23 protein-coding genes, 1 tRNA gene and 1 pseudogene are annotated in these 18,027 nt (G+C 28.1%); 12 read left to right on the forward strand and 13 right to left on the reverse strand.

Annotated features, from left to right (window positions below; translation table 11 throughout):
* From BG_RS03835 to BG_RS03895, 13 genes and pseudogenes are all read right to left on the reverse strand, one after another.
* Positions 1-1,149: a two-component system sensor histidine kinase NtrB gene (locus tag BG_RS03835; RefSeq protein ID WP_011194057.1), complete on the reverse strand. Its 1,149-nt coding sequence runs from the start codon at positions 1,147-1,149 to the stop codon at positions 1-3.
* Positions 1,146-2,192: a DNA polymerase III delta subunit-related protein gene (locus BG_RS03840; RefSeq protein WP_011194058.1), complete on the reverse strand. Its 1,047-nt coding sequence runs from the start codon at positions 2,190-2,192 to the stop codon at positions 1,146-1,148. Before BG_RS03840 ends, BG_RS03835 begins: the two co-directional genes overlap by 4 nt.
* A 10-nt stretch (positions 2,193-2,202) precedes the next feature.
* Positions 2,203-2,691 carry a CvpA family protein gene (locus BG_RS03845; RefSeq protein WP_011194059.1) on the reverse strand — a complete coding sequence of 163 codons (489 nt, stop codon included), beginning with the start codon at positions 2,689-2,691 and terminating at the stop codon, positions 2,203-2,205.
* Positions 2,688-3,779 (reverse strand): undecaprenyldiphospho-muramoylpentapeptide beta-N-acetylglucosaminyltransferase, encoded by a 1,092-nt coding sequence (murG, locus tag BG_RS03850; protein ID WP_011194060.1) that lies wholly within the window; start codon positions 3,777-3,779, stop codon positions 2,688-2,690. Before murG ends, BG_RS03845 begins: the two co-directional genes overlap by 4 nt.
* A gap of 152 nt (positions 3,780-3,931) precedes the next feature.
* Positions 3,932-4,726, reverse strand: a complete 795-nt coding sequence (locus BG_RS03855; RefSeq protein ID WP_011194061.1) for a PfkB family carbohydrate kinase — start codon at positions 4,724-4,726, stop codon at positions 3,932-3,934.
* Positions 4,704-5,742: pseudogene (tsaD, locus tag BG_RS03860) on the reverse strand (tRNA (adenosine(37)-N6)-threonylcarbamoyltransferase complex transferase subunit TsaD); the annotation flags it as partial. The pseudogene tsaD and the gene BG_RS03855, both read right to left, overlap by 23 nt.
* The gene (locus BG_RS03865; protein WP_011194063.1) at positions 5,739-6,605 is read right to left on the reverse strand and encodes a divergent polysaccharide deacetylase family protein; all 867 of its coding nucleotides are present in this window, start codon (positions 6,603-6,605) and stop codon (positions 5,739-5,741) included. The pseudogene tsaD and the gene BG_RS03865, both read right to left, overlap by 4 nt.
* A 50-nt stretch (positions 6,606-6,655) precedes the next feature.
* Entirely contained in the window at positions 6,656-7,456 is an 801-nt protein-coding gene (rpoS, locus tag BG_RS03870; protein WP_011194064.1) for an RNA polymerase sigma factor RpoS, read from the reverse strand.
* Between the two features lie 144 nt (positions 7,457-7,600).
* Entirely contained in the window at positions 7,601-7,921 is a 321-nt protein-coding gene (locus BG_RS03875; RefSeq protein WP_011194065.1) for a rod-binding protein, read from the reverse strand.
* The gene (locus tag BG_RS03880) at positions 7,911-8,906 is read right to left on the reverse strand and encodes a flagellar basal body P-ring protein FlgI (RefSeq protein ID WP_011194066.1); all 996 of its coding nucleotides are present in this window, start codon (positions 8,904-8,906) and stop codon (positions 7,911-7,913) included. Before BG_RS03880 ends, BG_RS03875 begins: the two co-directional genes overlap by 11 nt.
* A 169-nt stretch (positions 8,907-9,075) precedes the next feature.
* Complete coding sequence (locus BG_RS03885; RefSeq protein WP_011194067.1) at positions 9,076-9,510, reverse strand: hypothetical protein; 435 nt, start codon at positions 9,508-9,510, stop codon at positions 9,076-9,078.
* 199 nt (positions 9,511-9,709) lie between these two features.
* Positions 9,710-10,507 (reverse strand): flagellar basal-body rod protein FlgG, encoded by a 798-nt coding sequence (gene flgG, locus BG_RS03890; RefSeq protein ID WP_011194068.1) that lies wholly within the window; start codon positions 10,505-10,507, stop codon positions 9,710-9,712.
* A 12-nt stretch (positions 10,508-10,519) separates the two neighbouring features.
* Positions 10,520-11,368, reverse strand: a complete 849-nt coding sequence (locus BG_RS03895; protein ID WP_011194069.1) for a flagellar hook-basal body protein — start codon at positions 11,366-11,368, stop codon at positions 10,520-10,522.
* Between the two features lie 254 nt (positions 11,369-11,622).
* On the opposite strand from BG_RS03895, the gene BG_RS03900 reads away from it, so the two are divergent.
* From BG_RS03900 to BG_RS03955, 12 genes are all read left to right on the forward strand, one after another.
* On the forward strand, positions 11,623-12,183 hold the full coding sequence (locus tag BG_RS03900; protein ID WP_011194070.1) for a DUF2147 domain-containing protein: 561 nt from the start codon (positions 11,623-11,625) through the stop codon (positions 12,181-12,183).
* A gap of 61 nt (positions 12,184-12,244) precedes the next feature.
* Positions 12,245-12,775, forward strand: coding sequence for an adenine phosphoribosyltransferase (locus BG_RS03905; protein WP_011194071.1), 531 nt, complete (start codon positions 12,245-12,247; stop codon positions 12,773-12,775).
* A 57-nt stretch (positions 12,776-12,832) separates the two neighbouring features.
* Positions 12,833-13,144: a 50S ribosomal protein L21 gene (rplU, locus tag BG_RS03910; protein WP_004791246.1), complete on the forward strand. Its 312-nt coding sequence runs from the start codon at positions 12,833-12,835 to the stop codon at positions 13,142-13,144.
* 5 nt (positions 13,145-13,149) lie between these two features.
* Positions 13,150-13,470: a ribosomal-processing cysteine protease Prp gene (locus BG_RS03915; protein WP_011194072.1), complete on the forward strand. Its 321-nt coding sequence runs from the start codon at positions 13,150-13,152 to the stop codon at positions 13,468-13,470.
* On the forward strand, positions 13,470-13,715 hold the full coding sequence (rpmA, locus tag BG_RS03920; protein ID WP_011194073.1) for a 50S ribosomal protein L27: 246 nt from the start codon (positions 13,470-13,472) through the stop codon (positions 13,713-13,715). Before BG_RS03915 ends, rpmA begins: the two co-directional genes overlap by 1 nt.
* Before the next feature lie 44 nt (positions 13,716-13,759).
* Complete coding sequence (gene obgE / locus BG_RS03925) at positions 13,760-14,749, forward strand: GTPase ObgE (RefSeq protein WP_011194074.1); 990 nt, start codon at positions 13,760-13,762, stop codon at positions 14,747-14,749.
* Between the two features lie 86 nt (positions 14,750-14,835).
* Positions 14,836-15,429, forward strand: a complete 594-nt coding sequence (gene nadD / locus BG_RS03930; protein WP_011194075.1) for a nicotinate (nicotinamide) nucleotide adenylyltransferase — start codon at positions 14,836-14,838, stop codon at positions 15,427-15,429.
* Positions 15,414-16,598, forward strand: a complete 1,185-nt coding sequence (locus BG_RS03935) for an LCP family protein (protein ID WP_011194076.1) — start codon at positions 15,414-15,416, stop codon at positions 16,596-16,598. The genes nadD and BG_RS03935 overlap by 16 nt, the downstream gene beginning before the upstream one ends.
* Positions 16,573-16,923: a ribosome silencing factor gene (rsfS, locus tag BG_RS03940; RefSeq protein ID WP_011194077.1), complete on the forward strand. Its 351-nt coding sequence runs from the start codon at positions 16,573-16,575 to the stop codon at positions 16,921-16,923. The genes BG_RS03935 and rsfS overlap by 26 nt, the downstream gene beginning before the upstream one ends.
* A 103-nt stretch (positions 16,924-17,026) precedes the next feature.
* Positions 17,027-17,320: a DNA-binding protein SpoVG gene (gene spoVG / locus BG_RS03945; RefSeq protein ID WP_004791087.1), complete on the forward strand. Its 294-nt coding sequence runs from the start codon at positions 17,027-17,029 to the stop codon at positions 17,318-17,320.
* A 61-nt stretch (positions 17,321-17,381) separates the two neighbouring features.
* Positions 17,382-17,453: transfer RNA gene (locus BG_RS03950), tRNA-Gln, on the forward strand.
* 23 nt (positions 17,454-17,476) lie between these two features.
* A complete protein-coding gene (locus BG_RS03955) occupies positions 17,477-18,025 on the forward strand; it encodes a 50S ribosomal protein L25/general stress protein Ctc (RefSeq protein WP_011194078.1) in 549 nt (182 codons plus the stop codon).
* Positions 18,026-18,027: the final 2 nt, after the last annotated feature.

Below are 18,027 nucleotides of genomic sequence, written 5' to 3' on the forward strand. Positions count from 1 at the left end.
TCAATACCCTTCAATTAAAATATTTTTTTTATTTAGTTTAGGAAGTGTAATTGTAAAAATAGTACCTTTATCTTCTTTGCTTTCTGCAAAAATTTCACCTCCAAGCTCTTTTATTATTTTATAAGAAATAGTAAGTCCTATTCCACTCCCTTTTTCTTTTGTGCTAAATTGAGGTTTAAATATTTCCTCTTTTACTTCATCTTTTATTCCGATTCCATTATCTTTTATGTTGATATGTATTTTATTGTCTTTTTCTAAAAGAAAAATTTCTATTTTTTTTATTTCTTTTTTTGTTTCAAGCAGTGCTTCTTCTGCATTTTTAACGATATTTATAATAACTTGTTTTAATAGTTTCTCATCAACAAGGATATTGCTTATTTTATTTAAATTAAGTAATAGTTTTATGTTTTTGTTTTCTAATTCAGGATTTAACAATTCATATACACTGTTTATTACTTGTTTAATATCTTTTTCTTGTAAGTTAATTTTTATTGGTCTTACAGTTAATAAAAATTCTGTTACTATTTTATCTACTCTGTTTATTTCTTCTTTTATTACTTTGAAATAATTTTCAGCTTTACCATTTTTTATTTTTTGTTTTTTAATTTCCTTTTTTAGCAGTTGTAAATTTATATCGATTGCTCCAAGTGGGTTTTTGATTTCATGAGCAATATTTCTTGCATGCCTTGTAAAAGAGGCCAAAGCCTCAACTCTTCTAAACATTTCCTCTTTCTTTTTTTTCTCTTTAATGTCTTCGATCAAAATAATGTTGCCTTCAAGTTTTTTTCTTTTTACATAAGGCATAAATGAAATTTTAATATATATATTGTTTGAGATTGGGACTTCTAATCCTATTATTTTATCTTCTGTTCTAACTAGTTCTTTTATTAAATTTATTAAGATTGGAATTTGAATATCATCAAGAATTTCTATTTTTGATTTAGCTGTTAAAGCTAAAATTTGGTATAAAATTTTATTTGAATAGATTATGTTGTTTTGTTTGTCAAGGACAATGATTCCTTCATTAATTGATGCGAATATTCCGTCATATATTTCTATTTTTTTGTAAATTTGTTCAATAAATTTAGTTTTTTGTTCATTAGATAATTTGTTTAGTTTTGTTAAAGCTTTTTTAAAAAAATTATTCATATCTCCTCGTAATTTAGCATCAAGTTTTCTATTATTAATTTTTTATTTTGATTATAAGGGCGATATTTATAAATATTTTTTAAATGTTCTGTGTATTTGAGATATTGATTAATATCTATCTTGTTTTCTAAAAAATCTTTTCTAATGTTAATTGTAAGTTCGTTTAAAAATATTTTAAAGCTTTGATCATCTTTTATAAAGTCGATTTCTTCAAGATTAAATATGGATTTTTTTTCCTTTATTATATTTAAAATTTTTATTAATTCTTTTTTTATTTTTTTGCTTTCTTCTTCGTAAAATGAGGCGAAATACTCCTCAATTGTTATGTCTTTGTTTGTTAGAAAGCTTTCTTTGAATATTTGAATTCCCAATCTTTTTTCTGGTTTTGTGAAATTATAGACTCTAAGTCTTGAAAGTATTGTTTTTGGTATTTTGTTTTTATTTCTTGCTGCTAAGATAAAGTAAATATTTGAAGGAGGCCCTTCTAGTATTTTTAAAAGTGAGTTGTGTACATTAAATGATAAATTTTCGATTTCGTTTATGTAAATTACCTTTGGTTTTTCTTTTTCAGAAAAAATCCAAGTTTGAATTTTTTTTACATCATAAACAGTAATACTACGATTTAGTTCTTTGTTTATATTTTCTATATTTTTTATAAACTCATTTTTTATGTTTATATTATATTCTTTTTTATAATAAACAGAATTAATGTAGTTGATATTTTTTTCTATTTTTTTTAAATTTTTTTCATTACTGAAATAACATTTGGTAAAAATTACAGTTTTAATGTATTCTAGGTATTTATTTATTATCTTATACGAATTCGTAGAAAGATGTGCTTTTGCTTCTATTGTATCGAGATTTGCAAAAATGAGCAAATTAGGGTTTGTTAAGTTTTTTTCGTTTAATATTTTTTTTGCAATCTCAATTGCGCTGGTCTTTTTTGATGAAAACTTTTCTCCTAGTAAAAGAATTGCATTTGGCAATATTTTTTGATCATATGCTTTTATTATGTCTTTGGCAATCTTTGGAAGTATTGTCATTATTGATTCCTTATTTTGTTTTTGAGATTTTAAAGAGATAGCTTATTCCAGGGTTTAAATAATCAAGGAGCTTGCTTTCTTTTAGGAAATATTCAGGCTTAAATATTTGTTGTGAGTGTATTATGTAAACCACAATTGCAATTATTCCAAAAGCTTCAAGTAGACCGAGCACTAAGCCTAGCATTCTATTGAAGAATACTAATTTAAGTTGGCTCATTATTGATTCTATTAAGGATTGTAGTATTAAAAATCCTATATGTATGAGCAGAAAAAATACAAGAAGTGCTTGGATGTAGGACAGCTCAACAATAGGTTTAACTAATATTCTAAACTCTTCAGTTTTTTTGTAAAGCAGTATTATTAAAACAAAAACCTCGGCAAACCCGCTAATTTCTTTAATAAATCCTCTTAAAAATCCTCTAAATCCTAAAGATGTGAAAATTATTATTATTAGTATGTCCACTATTCCGGTTATTTTTACAGGATCGTTTACTATCATTTAGATTTTGTCTCCTTAATATCTTCTATTAGTAATTTAGCTATTAAAGTTGAAGAATGCTTATTATTAAATTTCTTGATATTTTCTTTTAGAGAGTTGATTTTTTCTCTATCGTTTAAAGTTTCTTTTATCACTTTCAAAATATTTGTATTTAATATTTCATCTTCATCTATGTAAATGCAAGCATTTTGATTTTTTAGTAATTTTGCATTTTTAATTTGATCTCCTCTAGAGCCTTTTTTAAATGGAATCAAAATTACACATGTGCAAGCATTTGCAAATTCCTTTATTGCTCCAGCTCCAGCTCTGCTTATTATTATATTAGAAAATTTTTCTATGCTTGCCATTTCTTCTGCGTTAAAAAATTGTCTTCTTAGGTAATTGTCTTCTCTCAGGTCATTTAAGTTTTTTCCTGATTGATGGATGAAGTAGATTTCAGCATACTTTTTAATAAAGAGTGCAAGGTTGTTTAAAGCATTAGCACCAAGAGATCCTCCAAGTACGCTAACAATTGGTTTGTTAGTGTTTTGAGTTAATTGTTTGATGATTTTGGGATTTGGAGTTAAGAATTCTTTTCTTATGGGAGATCCTGTGTAAATAATGTTTTTATGGTTTTTAAAGTATTTTTCACTTTCTTTGAAGCTTGTGTATATTTTATTTGCGAATTTAGAATTAATTTTTGTTGCAAGTCCAGGATCCAAATCCATTTCATGGGTTATTCTTTTTATTTTTAACAAACTAGATGCAATAATTGTAGGAGTTGAGACAAATCCTCCGGTTGCATAGACAATCTGAGGTTTATATTTTTTTAAAACGTAGAAGCTTTTTATTATTCCAAGTATTACTTTAAAAAAGTCAGTAAAATTTTGAAAAGAAAAATAGCGTCTAAGTTTCCCGCATGGAACCCAAATAAATTTAATATTATTTTGTTCTTTTATCAATTTTTCTTCTATAGAATTTTTTTTGCCTATCCAAAAAAATTCAATTTCGTTGTCCAATTCTTTTAATTTTTGTATTATAGATATACCTGGAAATACGTGGCCTCCAGTCCCTCCCCCTGTAAAAAATATTCTTTTTTTATTTGACATATATTATTTATTTACCCATAAAAACAATAAAGCACTTGCTTTCTAATAGATTCTTTGTACATTTTGTTTTAAAAATATATTGCAATTCAAATATTGCCTCTGTACTAAAAAATCGATTCAATCTTTAAAATTGAATTTAATGAAATTTAAATTCAAAATGTATTTTTTAAAAATTTTTCAATCCGAACCCCTTCTTTTTTTAAAGCATTGTCTTTAATTGAATCTTTTATTATTAAGTGAATAGCTTTTGTTGTTTTTTCTAGGGCCTGTTCTATTTCGAATTTTTCTAAGTATCCTATAAGCAAACTAGTAAATAAATCTCCTGTTCCACTGAAATTTTGTTCTAATTTTTCTAAAAAAAACTCTGAGTATTCTTTGTTTTTAGGATTGTAGCAAATGTTTCCCAAAAGATCTCCTTTTTTGACGCTTGTAACAACTACTACTCCTTTTGTATCAAGATTTAATATTGCTTTTATGATATCATCTTTGTTGTTAAGTTGTGAGCTTCTACTTAGCATTTCAAGTTCTGTGATATTGGGTGTTATTATGTTTGCATACTTTATGATTTTTTTAAAGCCACTAATTATTTTATTATCAAATATAGAGTAAATTTTCCCATTGTCAACAAATACAGGGTCAATGACAATTTTTTCAAATTTTATTAATTTAATTATTTTTTCTATTGTTATTTGTTGTGTTTCGCTTCCTAGAAATCCCGTATAGAGTATGTCAAAATGTTCATTTTGCTCTTTCCATATCTTGATAAATTTTTCCAAATGATCAGTTAAATCGACTATTTCAAATTTTTTATAAGCTGTGGAAGCAGAAAGGACAGCTGTTACAAAAGGGCATACTTGCATATTAAACGAAGATATTACTGGTATACATATTGTTAGAGATGTTCTTCCCATACTTGAAATATCGTGCATTGCTAAAATTCTTTTCACTATTTTCTTCTCCTGTATTGGTTCTTATAATTTTCTATTCTTGAATTTACATCGGTTTCGATTGGACTTTCTCCATATTTTAAATACATATTAAATCCAAGTCCCGCAATCATTGCTCCATTATCTGTGCAAAGATCAAGAGGAGGATAGTAAGTTTGTATTTTTAATTTATTTATTTTTTCTCTTAAGTATAAATTGCTTGCAACACCGCCTGCTATTACCAATTTGTTGATTTGAGTATCTTTGATTGCTCTTCTTAGCGGGGTGATTAAATTTTCAAAGGCAGCTTTTTGGAAGCTTGCAGCTATATTATTTTTTGTTGTTGGATTATCTTTGCTTTTGAATTTTTCGAGTTGATGTATGCAGGCCGTTTTTAGCCCAGAGTATGAAAAATCATACCAGTTTTCTTTTTTTCTAAAGGTGGTAACTGGAAATTTAAATGTGTTTTCATCTCCATTTTTAGATATTTGTTCGATGTTTGGACCTCCTGGAAATCCCATATTATAATGCTTTGCTACTTTGTCGAAAGCTTCCCCACAAGAATCATCTAGAGTTTTTCCAAGTATTTCAACATCATCAAAATTTTTTTGTTTAGCAATCAATGTATGTCCACCGCTTAATAATAATGATATAAATGGATATTCTATTTTTGAGCTCATTAAAGGAGCGTAAAGATGGGCTAAGATGTGGTCAATGCAAATAATAGGTTTTTTTAATGAAATTGCCAAACCTTTGGCAAAGTTTAATCCAACTATTAAAGATCCAATAAGTCCGGGTCTAGATGTTACAGCTATTAAGTCAATTTCAGATATTTTAGTATTTGCCTTTTTTAGTGCTTTTATACAAACAGACATAATAGCTTCAGTATGAAGTCTTGAGGCAATTTCGGGTACTACTCCGTAATATTTTTTATGTTCTTTTTGATTTAATTTTATATTGCTTAAAATATGAATGCCGTTTTCTACTACAGCTATGCAACAGTCGTCACAAGAGGTTTCTATTCCAAGTACTTTCATCTGATTGTTTCCTCGTACAGATTTAATAAGTTGTCAAATTCAAATTCCTGGTTTAAATTAGGTCCTTCTTTTTCGAGGACTTTTAGCGTGCTTTTAGACCAAATATGCCCGATTACTTTTACTATTCCATGTTTTCTGGCAATATTTTTTGCTTTTTCAAGTTCCTTGAGTACGGATTCTTCTGTATCTTTGTTATCAAGAAATACATCTCTTTTTTCTACTCTAACTCCAATTTCTTTGCCTATTATTTCTGGTACGCTTCCTGCAATAGTTACGCTGTCGAAAAAATATCTATCAATCTCTTTAAGCTTTATCAAAATGATTTTCATCAAATCTTTATTTGAAGTGATTAAGCTACCCATGTGATTATTCATTATTTTTGCATCGGGGTACATTTTAAATGTTTTTTCGATTTTTTTGTATATTTCTTCCTTTTTATCTTTTATGTTTATATGAAATTTTTCGATTGAATTTCTATGTTTTGATTGCATTGGGAAATGTATTATTATTGTTTTGTTATTATTTTTTAGCTTTTTGTATAAATTCATTGATTTTGGTAGAAATGGAATAATGGCATAATTTATTTCAAAATTAAGTTTTATAAATTGTTCTAACATAAATTCATCATAACCTACGTCATCGATGATTAAGTAAAACTTAGGCTTTATTCTGGATTTTTTATTTTCTTTGTTATTTATTATTAAGCTGTCTTTTTGTGTTTTTTGAAACCTATCCTTAAGTAGTGCATTTGCAACCTTTAAATTGTCGTTAAAATATAAAAAACTTGCAAATGCTTGAGTTATTGCAATAGCAATAGAAATTACAATAATAAATTTGTTTTTTTTAATATAAAATATAAACATTCATGACCACTGATTTACAAGTAGATCAGAACATGTCATGAATGTCAATGTTAATTTATCTCTTCTTTTAGTTTTTTAAGAACTCTTTTTTCAATTTGTCTTACAGTTTCTGATGATATCCCGAGTTCTGTTGAAATGTCTTTTAAGGTGCTTTTTTTAGGATTATTGTCTAGATTGTATCTTTTTTTGATTATATATCTTTCCTTTTCATTTAATTTTGTTTCAAGTACATAATTCAAATGTTTTATAGTTGAGTCTTGTTCAAGAGTAATTTCAGGGTTAAACGAATTATCCTCGTATAGATTCAAGAGTGTTGAATTTTCAGATCCCTCTATTTCTTTATCCAGAGAATATTCTTTTTCAAGATAAGGAATAATTTTTATATACTGAGCAGGAGATAGATTAAATCTTTTCATTATTTCTTCTTTTTTAGGCGATTTTTCTTCTTCTGTTAAATATTTGTTTATTTGTAGTATTAGATTTTCTTTTCTGTATGGGACTTTTACCAATCTAGTTTTAGTATTTAATGCTCTTTGTAGTGATTGCTTGATCCAAAATGATGCATAAGTTGAAAATTTAGTGTTTTTATTCGGATCATATTTTTCAGCAGCTCTTATTAATCCCAAGTTGCCTTCTTGTATTAAGTCTTCAATTTTTAGTCCTTTGCCGGCATATCTTTTTATTATTTTTAAAACAAGTCGCAAATTTGCGTTTATCATCTTGTTTTTTGCCTGTGCGTTACCTCTTTGTATTTGGCTTGCAAGTTTAATTTCTTCTTCGTGAGTAATCAGCTTGTGTTCTCTTACCGATTTTAAATATATGTTTAAATCCTCATTGCTAAATATATTCATAGTAGTATATTTTTCTCCCCTTTCTTGAATATTGTGATTAACTTTTTACTACTTAACCTCCATGCAAAAATTGTGCCAATTTAGTTTAAGACTGTCTTAAAATTAAATTGGATATAATTTTAAGTTTGGGGAGGTGTTTTAGAATTATTTATCTTTTTGTAATTGATTGTAAATCAAATTGGCAATTCCAAAGCTTTGAGATTGTGCCATTTCTTTTGCCCTTTGTTCGTAAAGCATATCTTCAAAAATTTCTTCTATTTGGCCACCGCTTAGCAGATTTTGATTTTTGTTAAGAGTTTTTTTCATGCTTTCAAGCATTTGCTTGATAAATATAGCCTCAAATTCTAAAGAAGCTTTTTGAAGTTCTTCGTTTTTTTTAAAAGATTTTTTTATTTCTACGGGATTTTTAAAACTATTTATTTGATTTTTAAATTTTAGATTTTGTGAATTAATTTTAGCTTCCATTAATTTCCTCCAAGATAAGTTCTCCATCTAATTTATTGATTTTTTTTGCAGCTTGAATTATTTGAATTAATTCTTTATTGCTAAGATTATTAGAATTTTTTAATATGAATTCGTTTAATTTCATTGAGTTTACTTGAATTGTTGTTTTAGTTTTGCTGTTTAAAATAGTTTGATCGTCTTGTTCAATAGAAAATGTAAAAGTTCCTATTTTTGCATTTTCACTTGCTAGGATAATACCATTTTTTTTGTCTATTAGTACCTTAGGATTAGTTTCTATTTTAATATTCTCAATCTCTTCTAATAGGCCCATGTTTTTTGCTTCTATTTCTATTATGTTATCTGATTTAATTTTGTTGTTGATTTTTTTAGAGGTTAATATTTTATGAATTCTATTTATTAATGTATAATTTCCTTTTTCAAGAATTATATTATAACTGTAGCTGGCATTTTGATTTTCATTTATTATTATACTATCCAAGGTGTATTCAGATCCTTTTAATTTGCCATTGGTCTTTATAATTCCTGATGCAATTGCTATTATTTCTCCCTCTTTATTTTTAAGATTTGTTTTTAAAAGTATTCCATTTGTTAAATCTTTTGAGTCTAATATTGATGCAATACAAGCTTTATGTTTTGAGCCCTTAATGGCATTTCCTTTTACTTGGAGGCTTACACTTACTAGCGCAATATTTTTGCTTTCTATGCTATTAGGGCTTATTTCATCTATTGTATTGTTTTCTTTTAAAATTTTACTTATAAGGTCTTTTTGTTTTAAAGAGTCTCCTTTTCCAGCAAGACCTACTACTATTCCAATGCCTGTTAAAAAATTTGTATTTGTGGGACAAATATTTGCAATTTCTTTTAATTTTACGCTTTCAGACAACTTATCGTTAAATGATTGTTCTGCTTTTAGGTCTGTTGAAGCTTTGTTTGTCTGGGCCAATAGATTTGTTGTTGCAAATGCAATTAACATTAGTTTGTTCATTCTTTACTCTATTTATTTTATTTCCTTAATATTTATTATTTTATATCAATTATTGCAATTAATGAAACTTTTTTAGGTAAATCGCCAATTAATCCTTGATTTGTTAAATATTGTTTTTATTAAGACAGATTAAAATTAATAATTTTTAGATTGAGGGCGATAAAAAACATTATTCTTTTTGTACCTTATTTAATCTTATCTCTTCATTTTTGCTTGTTTTGCGTATAACTTTATATTTACTGTCGTTTAATTCATTTAGACTTAAAACATCATTTATCCTTGTTGTGTTAATTTTATATTTAAAGTAGATGTTTTGTTCATTAAGGATTTCATTTTTTTTTAGATTTTCTTTTGCAAATACAATGGGCTCAATTATATCAATATACATATTAATGTAATTGTGTCTTTTGTAACTTTCAAAGTTTTTTGCATAATAAACCAGAGTTTTTTGAATTGGAATATTTTTGTATGAATTATTGCTTTTTACTTTGAATTTTATTTTTTTGAAAAATTTGTCGTCTATGTTTATTTCAGATTCATCAAAGTTGAATTGAAGTATATAGATATTTTCATTTGATAAATTTTTTGTTATGTAATAAATCATTTTAAAAATTATTGATTTTTTAGTTAAATGTGGCGGGATATATATTTTTGATAAGCTTTGATTGTTGCATATTTTTGAATACTTTTTCGAAAAGAAATATGCTTTACTAGGAGTAATATTGAAGCACAAATCATAAGCAGCGCTTATAATTGAGCTTGTTGTGAAAAATAAAATAACAAAAAATATTTTTTTTTTAATTTTATTGCCTTTTTAAATTATTTGCAATTCCTAGCATATTGTCAGAAGTTTGAATAGCCTTTGAGTTTATTTCATAAGCCCTTTGAGCTACTATCATTGTTACCATTTCTTCAGCAATAGATACATTTGACATTTCAAGAATACTTTGTCTTAGTATCCCCATGCCTTCACTTCCCGGTATTCCTGCTATTTCTTGGCCTGATCCGGCTGTTTCTTTGAATAAATTGCTACCAATGGCACTTAGGCCCGCAGGATTAACAAATCTTGATATTTCAATTTGTCCAAGTTCTATTGGTTCGTTGCTGTTATCAATTTTTACCGATACTATTCCTTGTTCAGATATTGTAATTGAGTTTTGGATATATTCTTCTGGGAAGAATATATTAGGCAATACCTTGTATCCTTGGCTTGTTACAAGCTCTCGATTAGAATCGATTTTGAATGATCCATCTCTAGTATATGCATAACTTCCATCAGGCAGAAGAATTTTGTAAAATCCATCTCCTTCAATAGCAACATCAGTGAGCAAATTGGTGGATTGCATTTTACCTTGTTCAAATATTCTCTGAGTAGCAGCAATTTTTGTTCCGTGGCCAACTTGATTTCCGAGCGGTCTTAAAGTATTTTCAGTTGCAGGAGTTCCTGCTCTGTTTTGGGTTTGATAAATCAAATCCTCAAATTCTGCTCTTATTTTTTTAAATCCTGTAGTATTCACATTTGAAAGATTATTGGCAATTGTGTCTACATTATATTGTTGTGCAGTCATCCCACTTGCTGCTGTCCATAATGCTCTCATCATAAAACATACTCCTTAATATTTTCCAATTTCATTTATTAACTTCCCTAAAAGGCTATCTTCAGTTTGTATTGTTTTTTGATTAGCTTCGTAAGCTCTGTTGATTTCAATCATTAAAACCATTTCTTTGACGGCATTAACATTGGAAGCCTCAAGTGCTCCTGTTTCTATTTTAGGCCTTAATGATATATCAATTTCTTGTGCCTTGCCAGATGTTTTTGTATCAACCCATAAAGAATTTCCCTGTTTTTTGAGAAATCTGGGATTTTCAAAATTTACAATTCTGATGGTATCAAGAAGTTCGTAATTTTCCCAAGAATTTTCATGCTCGCTAACAAGTCTTTTAGGGTTTGATTCAAAGCTTGAATTGTGGAAGATTTGTCCTTGAGGTGTTATTTTAAAATTATTTTTTTTAAGATATATATATCCTTTTTCTCCTAGAACGGGAAATCCGCTTTTTGTAACAAGGATTCCCTCTTTCCCAATAGTAAAAGAACCATTTCTTGTATATCTCTCTCCATCTGAAGTTTGTATTACAAAAAATCCTTGATCAGTTAGTGCCAAATCTAATGGGTTGCTAGTAGTTTTTAATGGACCTTGTTCAAATAGTGTATATATTTCATTTTCTTCAACCCCTGTTCCCAGTTTGCCTACAATAGGAGCTGTTTCAAGATGTCCTTTGGGAAATTTATAAAGGCCATCATCGTTTAGTCTTCTTATTAGCATTTCTGGAAATGCTTTTTGAATGGATAAATCTTTTTTGTATCCAATAAGATCTATATTTGCCAAATTATTTGACACCACGTCAAGCTTGTGTCTTTCTGCCATCATTCCGCTAGCAGCTGTATAAATTCCTCTTACCACGATCAAATCCTTAAAGACAATTAACTTTATTAATACTAGCATTAATTATCTTATATAACAATTAATTGACCTATTGTTTTTTGCTTAATTTTATATTTTTTTATCTAGTTTTTGTTTAGGTTTTAATCTTGATAATCAAAATTATAGAATAAGTTGTATAATGATGTTTGTGACTAATTTTTAAATTAGCCATCTTAAATGAGTAATTTAAAAAAAGAGCTATAATTTAGAATTATTAGTTTTAAGGAGATTTGATGAATAAGATTTTGTCAAAGTTTTTTCTTTTTTTTTGTTTTGCAATGTTTTTATTTGCAAATTCAGAAAATACAAATGAAAAGGAAATTATTAATAAGGCTGAAAACCTTGATTCTGGAAACGAAGTTTTAGGGTATTGGGTTGGTTATAATGATGTGAGCAATATAAAAAATTCTATTATTTGTATTTATAAATATAATGGAGAAGTTTATGGGCGAATTTTAACCGTAATAAAAGATGGCAAAAAATATAATGCTGAAAATCCCTCAGGAGATACTGTGGTTGGGTTTGAAAATCTTGCAATAGAGGGTCTTGATTTTATGTGGGGCCTTAAGTATTCTCCTTCTTCTAAAAAATGGGATAGAGGTAAAATAATAGACCCTAAAAACGGTAAAATTTATAATTCTGAGATGAGCGTTGACATTAAAACTGGGAATCTTATCACCAAGGGGAAAGTTTGGATTTTTGGCAGAAGTAAAATTTGGACAAGAGCTGAAGTTGATGAAATACCAAAAGTAGACTTGCTTAATCTTGTTCCATCGCCTCCTTTAAAAGAGTAAATTTGGCTTTTGGTTTTACTATTTTGAAAAATACATAAACATATGATGGGATAAGTAGGTTATGAAAAATAAAACAGAGTATTATGATCAGTTTATTGCAAAAGTACCCGATTTCCCTAAAAAGGGTGTTCTTTTTTACGATATTACTAGTGTTTTGTTAAAACCGGAAGTTTATACTTCATTAATAAATGAGGCATATTCTTTTTATAATCTTAAAAAGATTGATTGCATTGCTGTTGTTGAGTCCCGGGGGTATTTAATAGGTGCTCCTTTGTCTTTAAAAATGCAACTTCCTCTTGTTTTAATTCGAAAAGAGGGTAAATTGCCCAGAGAGGTTTTTGGCGAAGAGTATGAGCTTGAATATGGCTTTGGGAAAATAGAAGTACACAAAGATGATGTTAGGATGTATTCCAATATTCTTTTAATAGATGATATATTGGCTACCGGTGGAACTTTAAAGTCGTCTGCAATTTTGCTAGAGAGAGCTGGGGGCAGGGTTAAGGATATTTTTTGTTTTATTGAGCTTTGTGGTATTAATGGTAGACGCATTCTTGAAGACTATGATGTTAATTCTCTTGTAAGGTACAATTAACTTAATGCTTGACTTTTCTTTTTTATTAAATTTACAATGTTTAGTTGAGGTAATGTAATGTATGCATTGGTAGAAATAAATGGAAAGCAATATAAGGCTATTGAGGGTGAATTTTTAAAAATAGACAAAATTTCTCCTATTGAAAAAGATAAGCTGGAATTTAATAGTGTTTTGCTTATTAATAAAGATGGAGAGATTAAAATAGGAAAGCCCTATGTTGCAAATTCTCTTATTAGATGTACCTATAAAGAAGATAAAAAAGATAAAAAGGTTGTTTCTTACAGATATAGAAGAAGAAAATCAAGTGAGCGAAAAGTTGGACACAGACAAACCTATTCTTATATTTTGGTTGATGAAATAGTTTTTTAAGTTTATTGATTAATGTTTTAGTAAAAGTAAAAGACGATGTAATCATTTATCTTTTAGCTAATGGTCATGCTATAAGTAAGAATAATGTTAATGTTGTCTGCTCTTCTTTTTCTTTTATTTTGAGAACCTTTTTCAGCGTTCTTGATCTTGAGGGCGAGGTTTTTATTGTAAAAAATTCAAAAAGAGGTTATTTAGAATTTAAGCCCTTTTTTAAGGATTTGAGCAGAGAAAGTCTTTTTTATTATAGTAGATTTTTAATTAGAGGCATAAATGATTTGTGCTTTGAATATCCTAATGATATTAAATTAGTTTTGGAGGAAAATTAATGGCAACAAGTAAAAGTGGTGGTAGTTCAAAAAATGGACGAGATTCTATATCTAAACGACTTGGAGTTAAAAGAAGTGGTGGTCAGTTTGTTAAGGCTGAAGAAATAATTGTTAGACAAAGAGGTACAAAATTTCATAAGGGTAGAAACGTCGGCCTTGGAAGAGACTATACATTATTTGCGCTTTCATCTGGCAAGGTAGAGTTTAAAACTTTAAAGGGAAAAAAATATGTAAATATTATTTAGCATATAAATAATATTTTGGCTTTAATTGAAAAATTGGAGAAAGTTTGTATAACTTTAAAGACTCTGTAAGTATAACGGTAATTTCGGGCAATGGTGGTTCTGGGTGCGTTTCTTTTTTGCGAGAAAAGTTTAATGCAAAGGGTGGTCCGGATGGCGGAAATGGCGGGAGCGGTGGGAGTGTAATTTTCAAGGTGAAAGAAAATCTTCGCACTTTATCTTCTTATAAAAATGGCCATGTGCTTTGTGCCAAAAATGGTAGACCTGGAATGAGTTTTAAGAGAAGCGGAGCTAATGGCAAAGATTTAATTCTTTTTGTTCCTCCAAATACGGACATTTATAATGAAAACGATGAAGCTCTTTTGTGTAGGCTTGAAAAATTAAATGACGAATTTGTTATTTTAAAAGGTGGTAGAGGTGGTCTTGGTAATTGGAATTTTAAAACTTCAATTAGAAGGGCGCCAAGGTTTGCTCAACCCGGAGAATCAGGCAATAGCTTAAATGTTCGTCTTGAACTTTTTTTGGTGGCGGACATTGGGCTTGTTGGACCTCCTAATGCCGGCAAATCTTCTCTTCTTAATAGAATAACTTCAGCAAAATCTAGGGTCGCAAATTATCCTTTTACAACAAAGATTCCCCATCTTGGTGTACTTAGATATTCTTATGATGATTTAATCATTGCAGATATTCCGGGAATAATTAAAGGTGCTAGCTTTGGAGTAGGGCTTGGGACTAAATTTTTAAAACATATTACTAAAACTAAAATTTTAGCCTTAGTGATTGATATTTCTGAAGCAAATTTTTTAGAATCATATAACATTCTTTTGAATGAATTAAAATCTTATAGCTATAAGCTTTTTAATAAAAAAAAAATTATTATTGCCAATAAGCTCGATTTGGACAGTTCTGAGAAAAATTTTAATTGCTTGATAAAGGCCTTAGGAAAAGAAGAAAAGATTATCGGCATCTCTATTTATGAGAATAGAGGGATTGATGAACTTATTAAAGAATTTTTTATTTTGGCTAAAGCTTTTTAATAAAATTGATTTTTATTGTGGGTTTTTTTGTTTTTAAGATTTGGTTTTTGGATGTCAAATTCATTTAATTTAGGGAAAAATAATTCATGAGAATTGCAATATTAGGGGGCACTTATAATCCAATTCATATTGGACATATTTTTTTGGCCAAAGAGATAGAGTTTTTATTAAATATTGATAAGGTAATATTTATTCCCACTTGTAATCCTGCTCATAAATTGATTAGTGAGGATGTTACTGTTCAAAATAGAATAGATATGCTAAAGCTTGCATTAGAGAATGAAAATAAAATATTAATAGATGATTGTGATATAATAAATGGTGGCATAACTTATACCGTTGATACTATTTCCTGTGTTAAAAAAAAATATAAAAACGATAAACTTTTTTTGGTCATTGGCGATGATCTTTTTCAAAATTTTGATTCATGGAAAGATCCCCAAAGTATTGTAAGTTCTGTTGATCTTGTTGTTGCTCACAGGATCTACAAAGAGAGGCTAAAAAGCTCTTTTAAGCATATTTATATAGATAATAAAATAATACCAATCTCCTCATCAGAGATTAGAAATAGAATTGCAAATGGACTTCCTGTTAGCTATTTACTACCCTGTAGTGTGTTAAAATACATTAAAGATAATAATTTATATGTTAAAAAGGTAAATATTTGCGAAAGGATTTAATTTTTTTAGTTTTAATCGTTTTAATAATAGCGAGTGTAGTAATTTTTTTTATTAGAAGCTCTAAAAAAGAGCTAGTTTACTTCGAGCTTAATACAAAGAACAATATTAGTTTTTTGTTTTTAGTAGAAGATCTTAATAAAAACCTTGTAAGCATGCAAGAAATTTTTATTAATATAAAAACAGGAAATCTTGGTTTTTTAGATATTCCAATCCATACTGGATATGAAGATTTAAAAGGCAATATATCTTGGTTTAAAGATCTTTATAAAAAGAATTCTTTTACTAAGTTTTTGTCTAAAATTCATACGCAATTATCTCATGAATCAGATTATTATATTCGTTTTCAAAAAGAAAATTTTGTTAAACTTATTGATTACTTGGGAGGTGTTAGACTTCTTGTTAAAAATCCAGTAAAAGTTTATAGTTTTGAGGATTCTATTTTAATACCCTCTGGTACTTCTAATTTTGATGGTGATAAAGCTTATGATTATTTAAGATATTTTAATGATGTTAATCAGTTTGAAGAGAGAGTTGAGTTTTTTAAAGAGTTTTTTAAAAAACTTCTTTTTCAAATTTCAGATTTTGGTATTGAAAATGACAATTTTTTCAAAATATATTCCATGATAGATACTAATCTTTCAGAGGTTGTTTTTAAGTATATTTTTAAAAATTATAAAATCAATAATGATAAAATTATTTCTATTAATATTAAAGGGCAAGAAGAGATTTTTAAGGATAATCATAATAATTTGATAAAAGTTGTTCTTCCAGAATATGGGGGCGCTATTTTAAAAGAATCGGTGGATAAATTGAATAAAGAGTTGGTTAATGAAGGCCCAGAAGAGATAGTAAAGATTGTCGTTTTAAATGGAACAAAAGTTGCTGGACTTGCAAAAAAAACAGCAAATATTTTTAATTCTTTAAAATTTAAAGTTTTAAATTTTGACAATGCAGATAAAAATTCTTATAAAAATACCTTGATTATTAATAATTCGGATAATTTAGAAATGGCTGTTAGAGTTGGCGAGGTAATTAAAGCTACAAATATTAAGCCAATTTCTGAAGTTCAAACTAAAAGATTATTAGAGCTTGATAATCTTGATATTAATCCTGATGTAATAGTTGTTTTAGGAGATGATTTTAATGGAAGATATGTTAAAAGTAAATGATATTAATACTTTATGTAAAATAATAACCGATTTTAATGGAATTGACGTTATAGGTATTAATGTTAGCAATATTTGCAATTGGACTGATTTTTTTATAATAGCTACTTTTGTATCATTTAAACAAATGGAAGCTTTGTATCATGATAAGATAGTTAAATTTTTTAAAGAAAGAAAAATTAATCTTAACGTTCAAGGAAAAGGATTGGTTTATGACTGGACTGTTGTTTCGGGTGGAAATTTAGTAATTCATTTAATGAGCGAAAAGTCTAGAGAATACTATGAACTTGAAAAAATATGGTCCAAAGGAATTATTATTTATCCTTAATCGCTGTTTAATTAAAAAAACTAAAAATATCATAAAAATATGTTTACAAAAAATAGAAAATATTTTAGATTTAAGTTATGTACTTTTTGCGGGAGGCTTATAAGTGGATATTACAGACATAAGGATTAAGAAAGTTGAAAGTAAAAATTCTGGTTCTAAATTATTAGCATATGTTGCAGTTACTTTTGATAATTGCTTAGTTCTTCACAATATTAGAGTTATTAAAGGGCAAAAGGGAGTATTTATTGCTATGCCTAACAGAAGGACTAGAGTTGGTGAGTATAAAGACATTGTACATCCTATTAGTCAGGATTTTAGGAAAACTTTGCAAACTTCTATTTTTAAGGAATATATAAGAGAAAATCCAGCCGATCTTGAGCTTGAATTAGATTTTTAAATAATTATTGACAAAGCGTGTTGTATCTTGTATGCTTGTCAATTGTAAGTATTAAGGTATTTGGGACGTCGACAAGCGGTAAGTCAACTGGTTTTGGTCCAGTCATTCGAGGGTTCGAATCCTTCCGTCCCAGTATTTTACATTAGGAGTTTTTTGGTGGAAAATAGCAGGATTTTAAGTTGTAAATATAGAACAAGCTTTGGGTCTTCCAATGCTCGCAGAATAAGATCTAAAGATGAAATACCGGCTGTTGTTTACGGACAGGGCAATGATGTTTTACACTTGAAAATTAAGAGCAATGAGTTTAATAAGAAATTTGCAAAGTTTACAGATAATACTGTCTTAATATTAGATGACGGTAAGCTTGAAAGATGTGTTTTTATTAAAGATGTTTCTGAAAATATTGCAAGCAAGCTTATTTATCATATTGATTTTTACGAAGTAGATAGGCGCGTTGAGCTTGAAAAATATGTTCCTATTAAGCTTATTGGAGCTTCTGTTGGGGTTAAAGAGGGTGGAATTTTGACTGTCTTAAAAGAGCAGGTTAGGGTAAAATCTTTGCCTTTGGATTTGCCAGAATTTATAGAGCTTGATTTAACCCCTGTTAACAAAGGGGATAGTGTTTTCCTTAAAGATCTTGTGTTGCCTTCTAATGTTAGGCTTGCAGAAAATGATGAGAATTTGGAAGTTGTTACTATAAAGTGATT

This window comes from Borreliella bavariensis PBi (assembly GCF_000196215.1).
GTDB classification, from domain to species: Bacteria; Spirochaetota; Spirochaetia; order Borreliales; family Borreliaceae; genus Borreliella; species Borreliella garinii.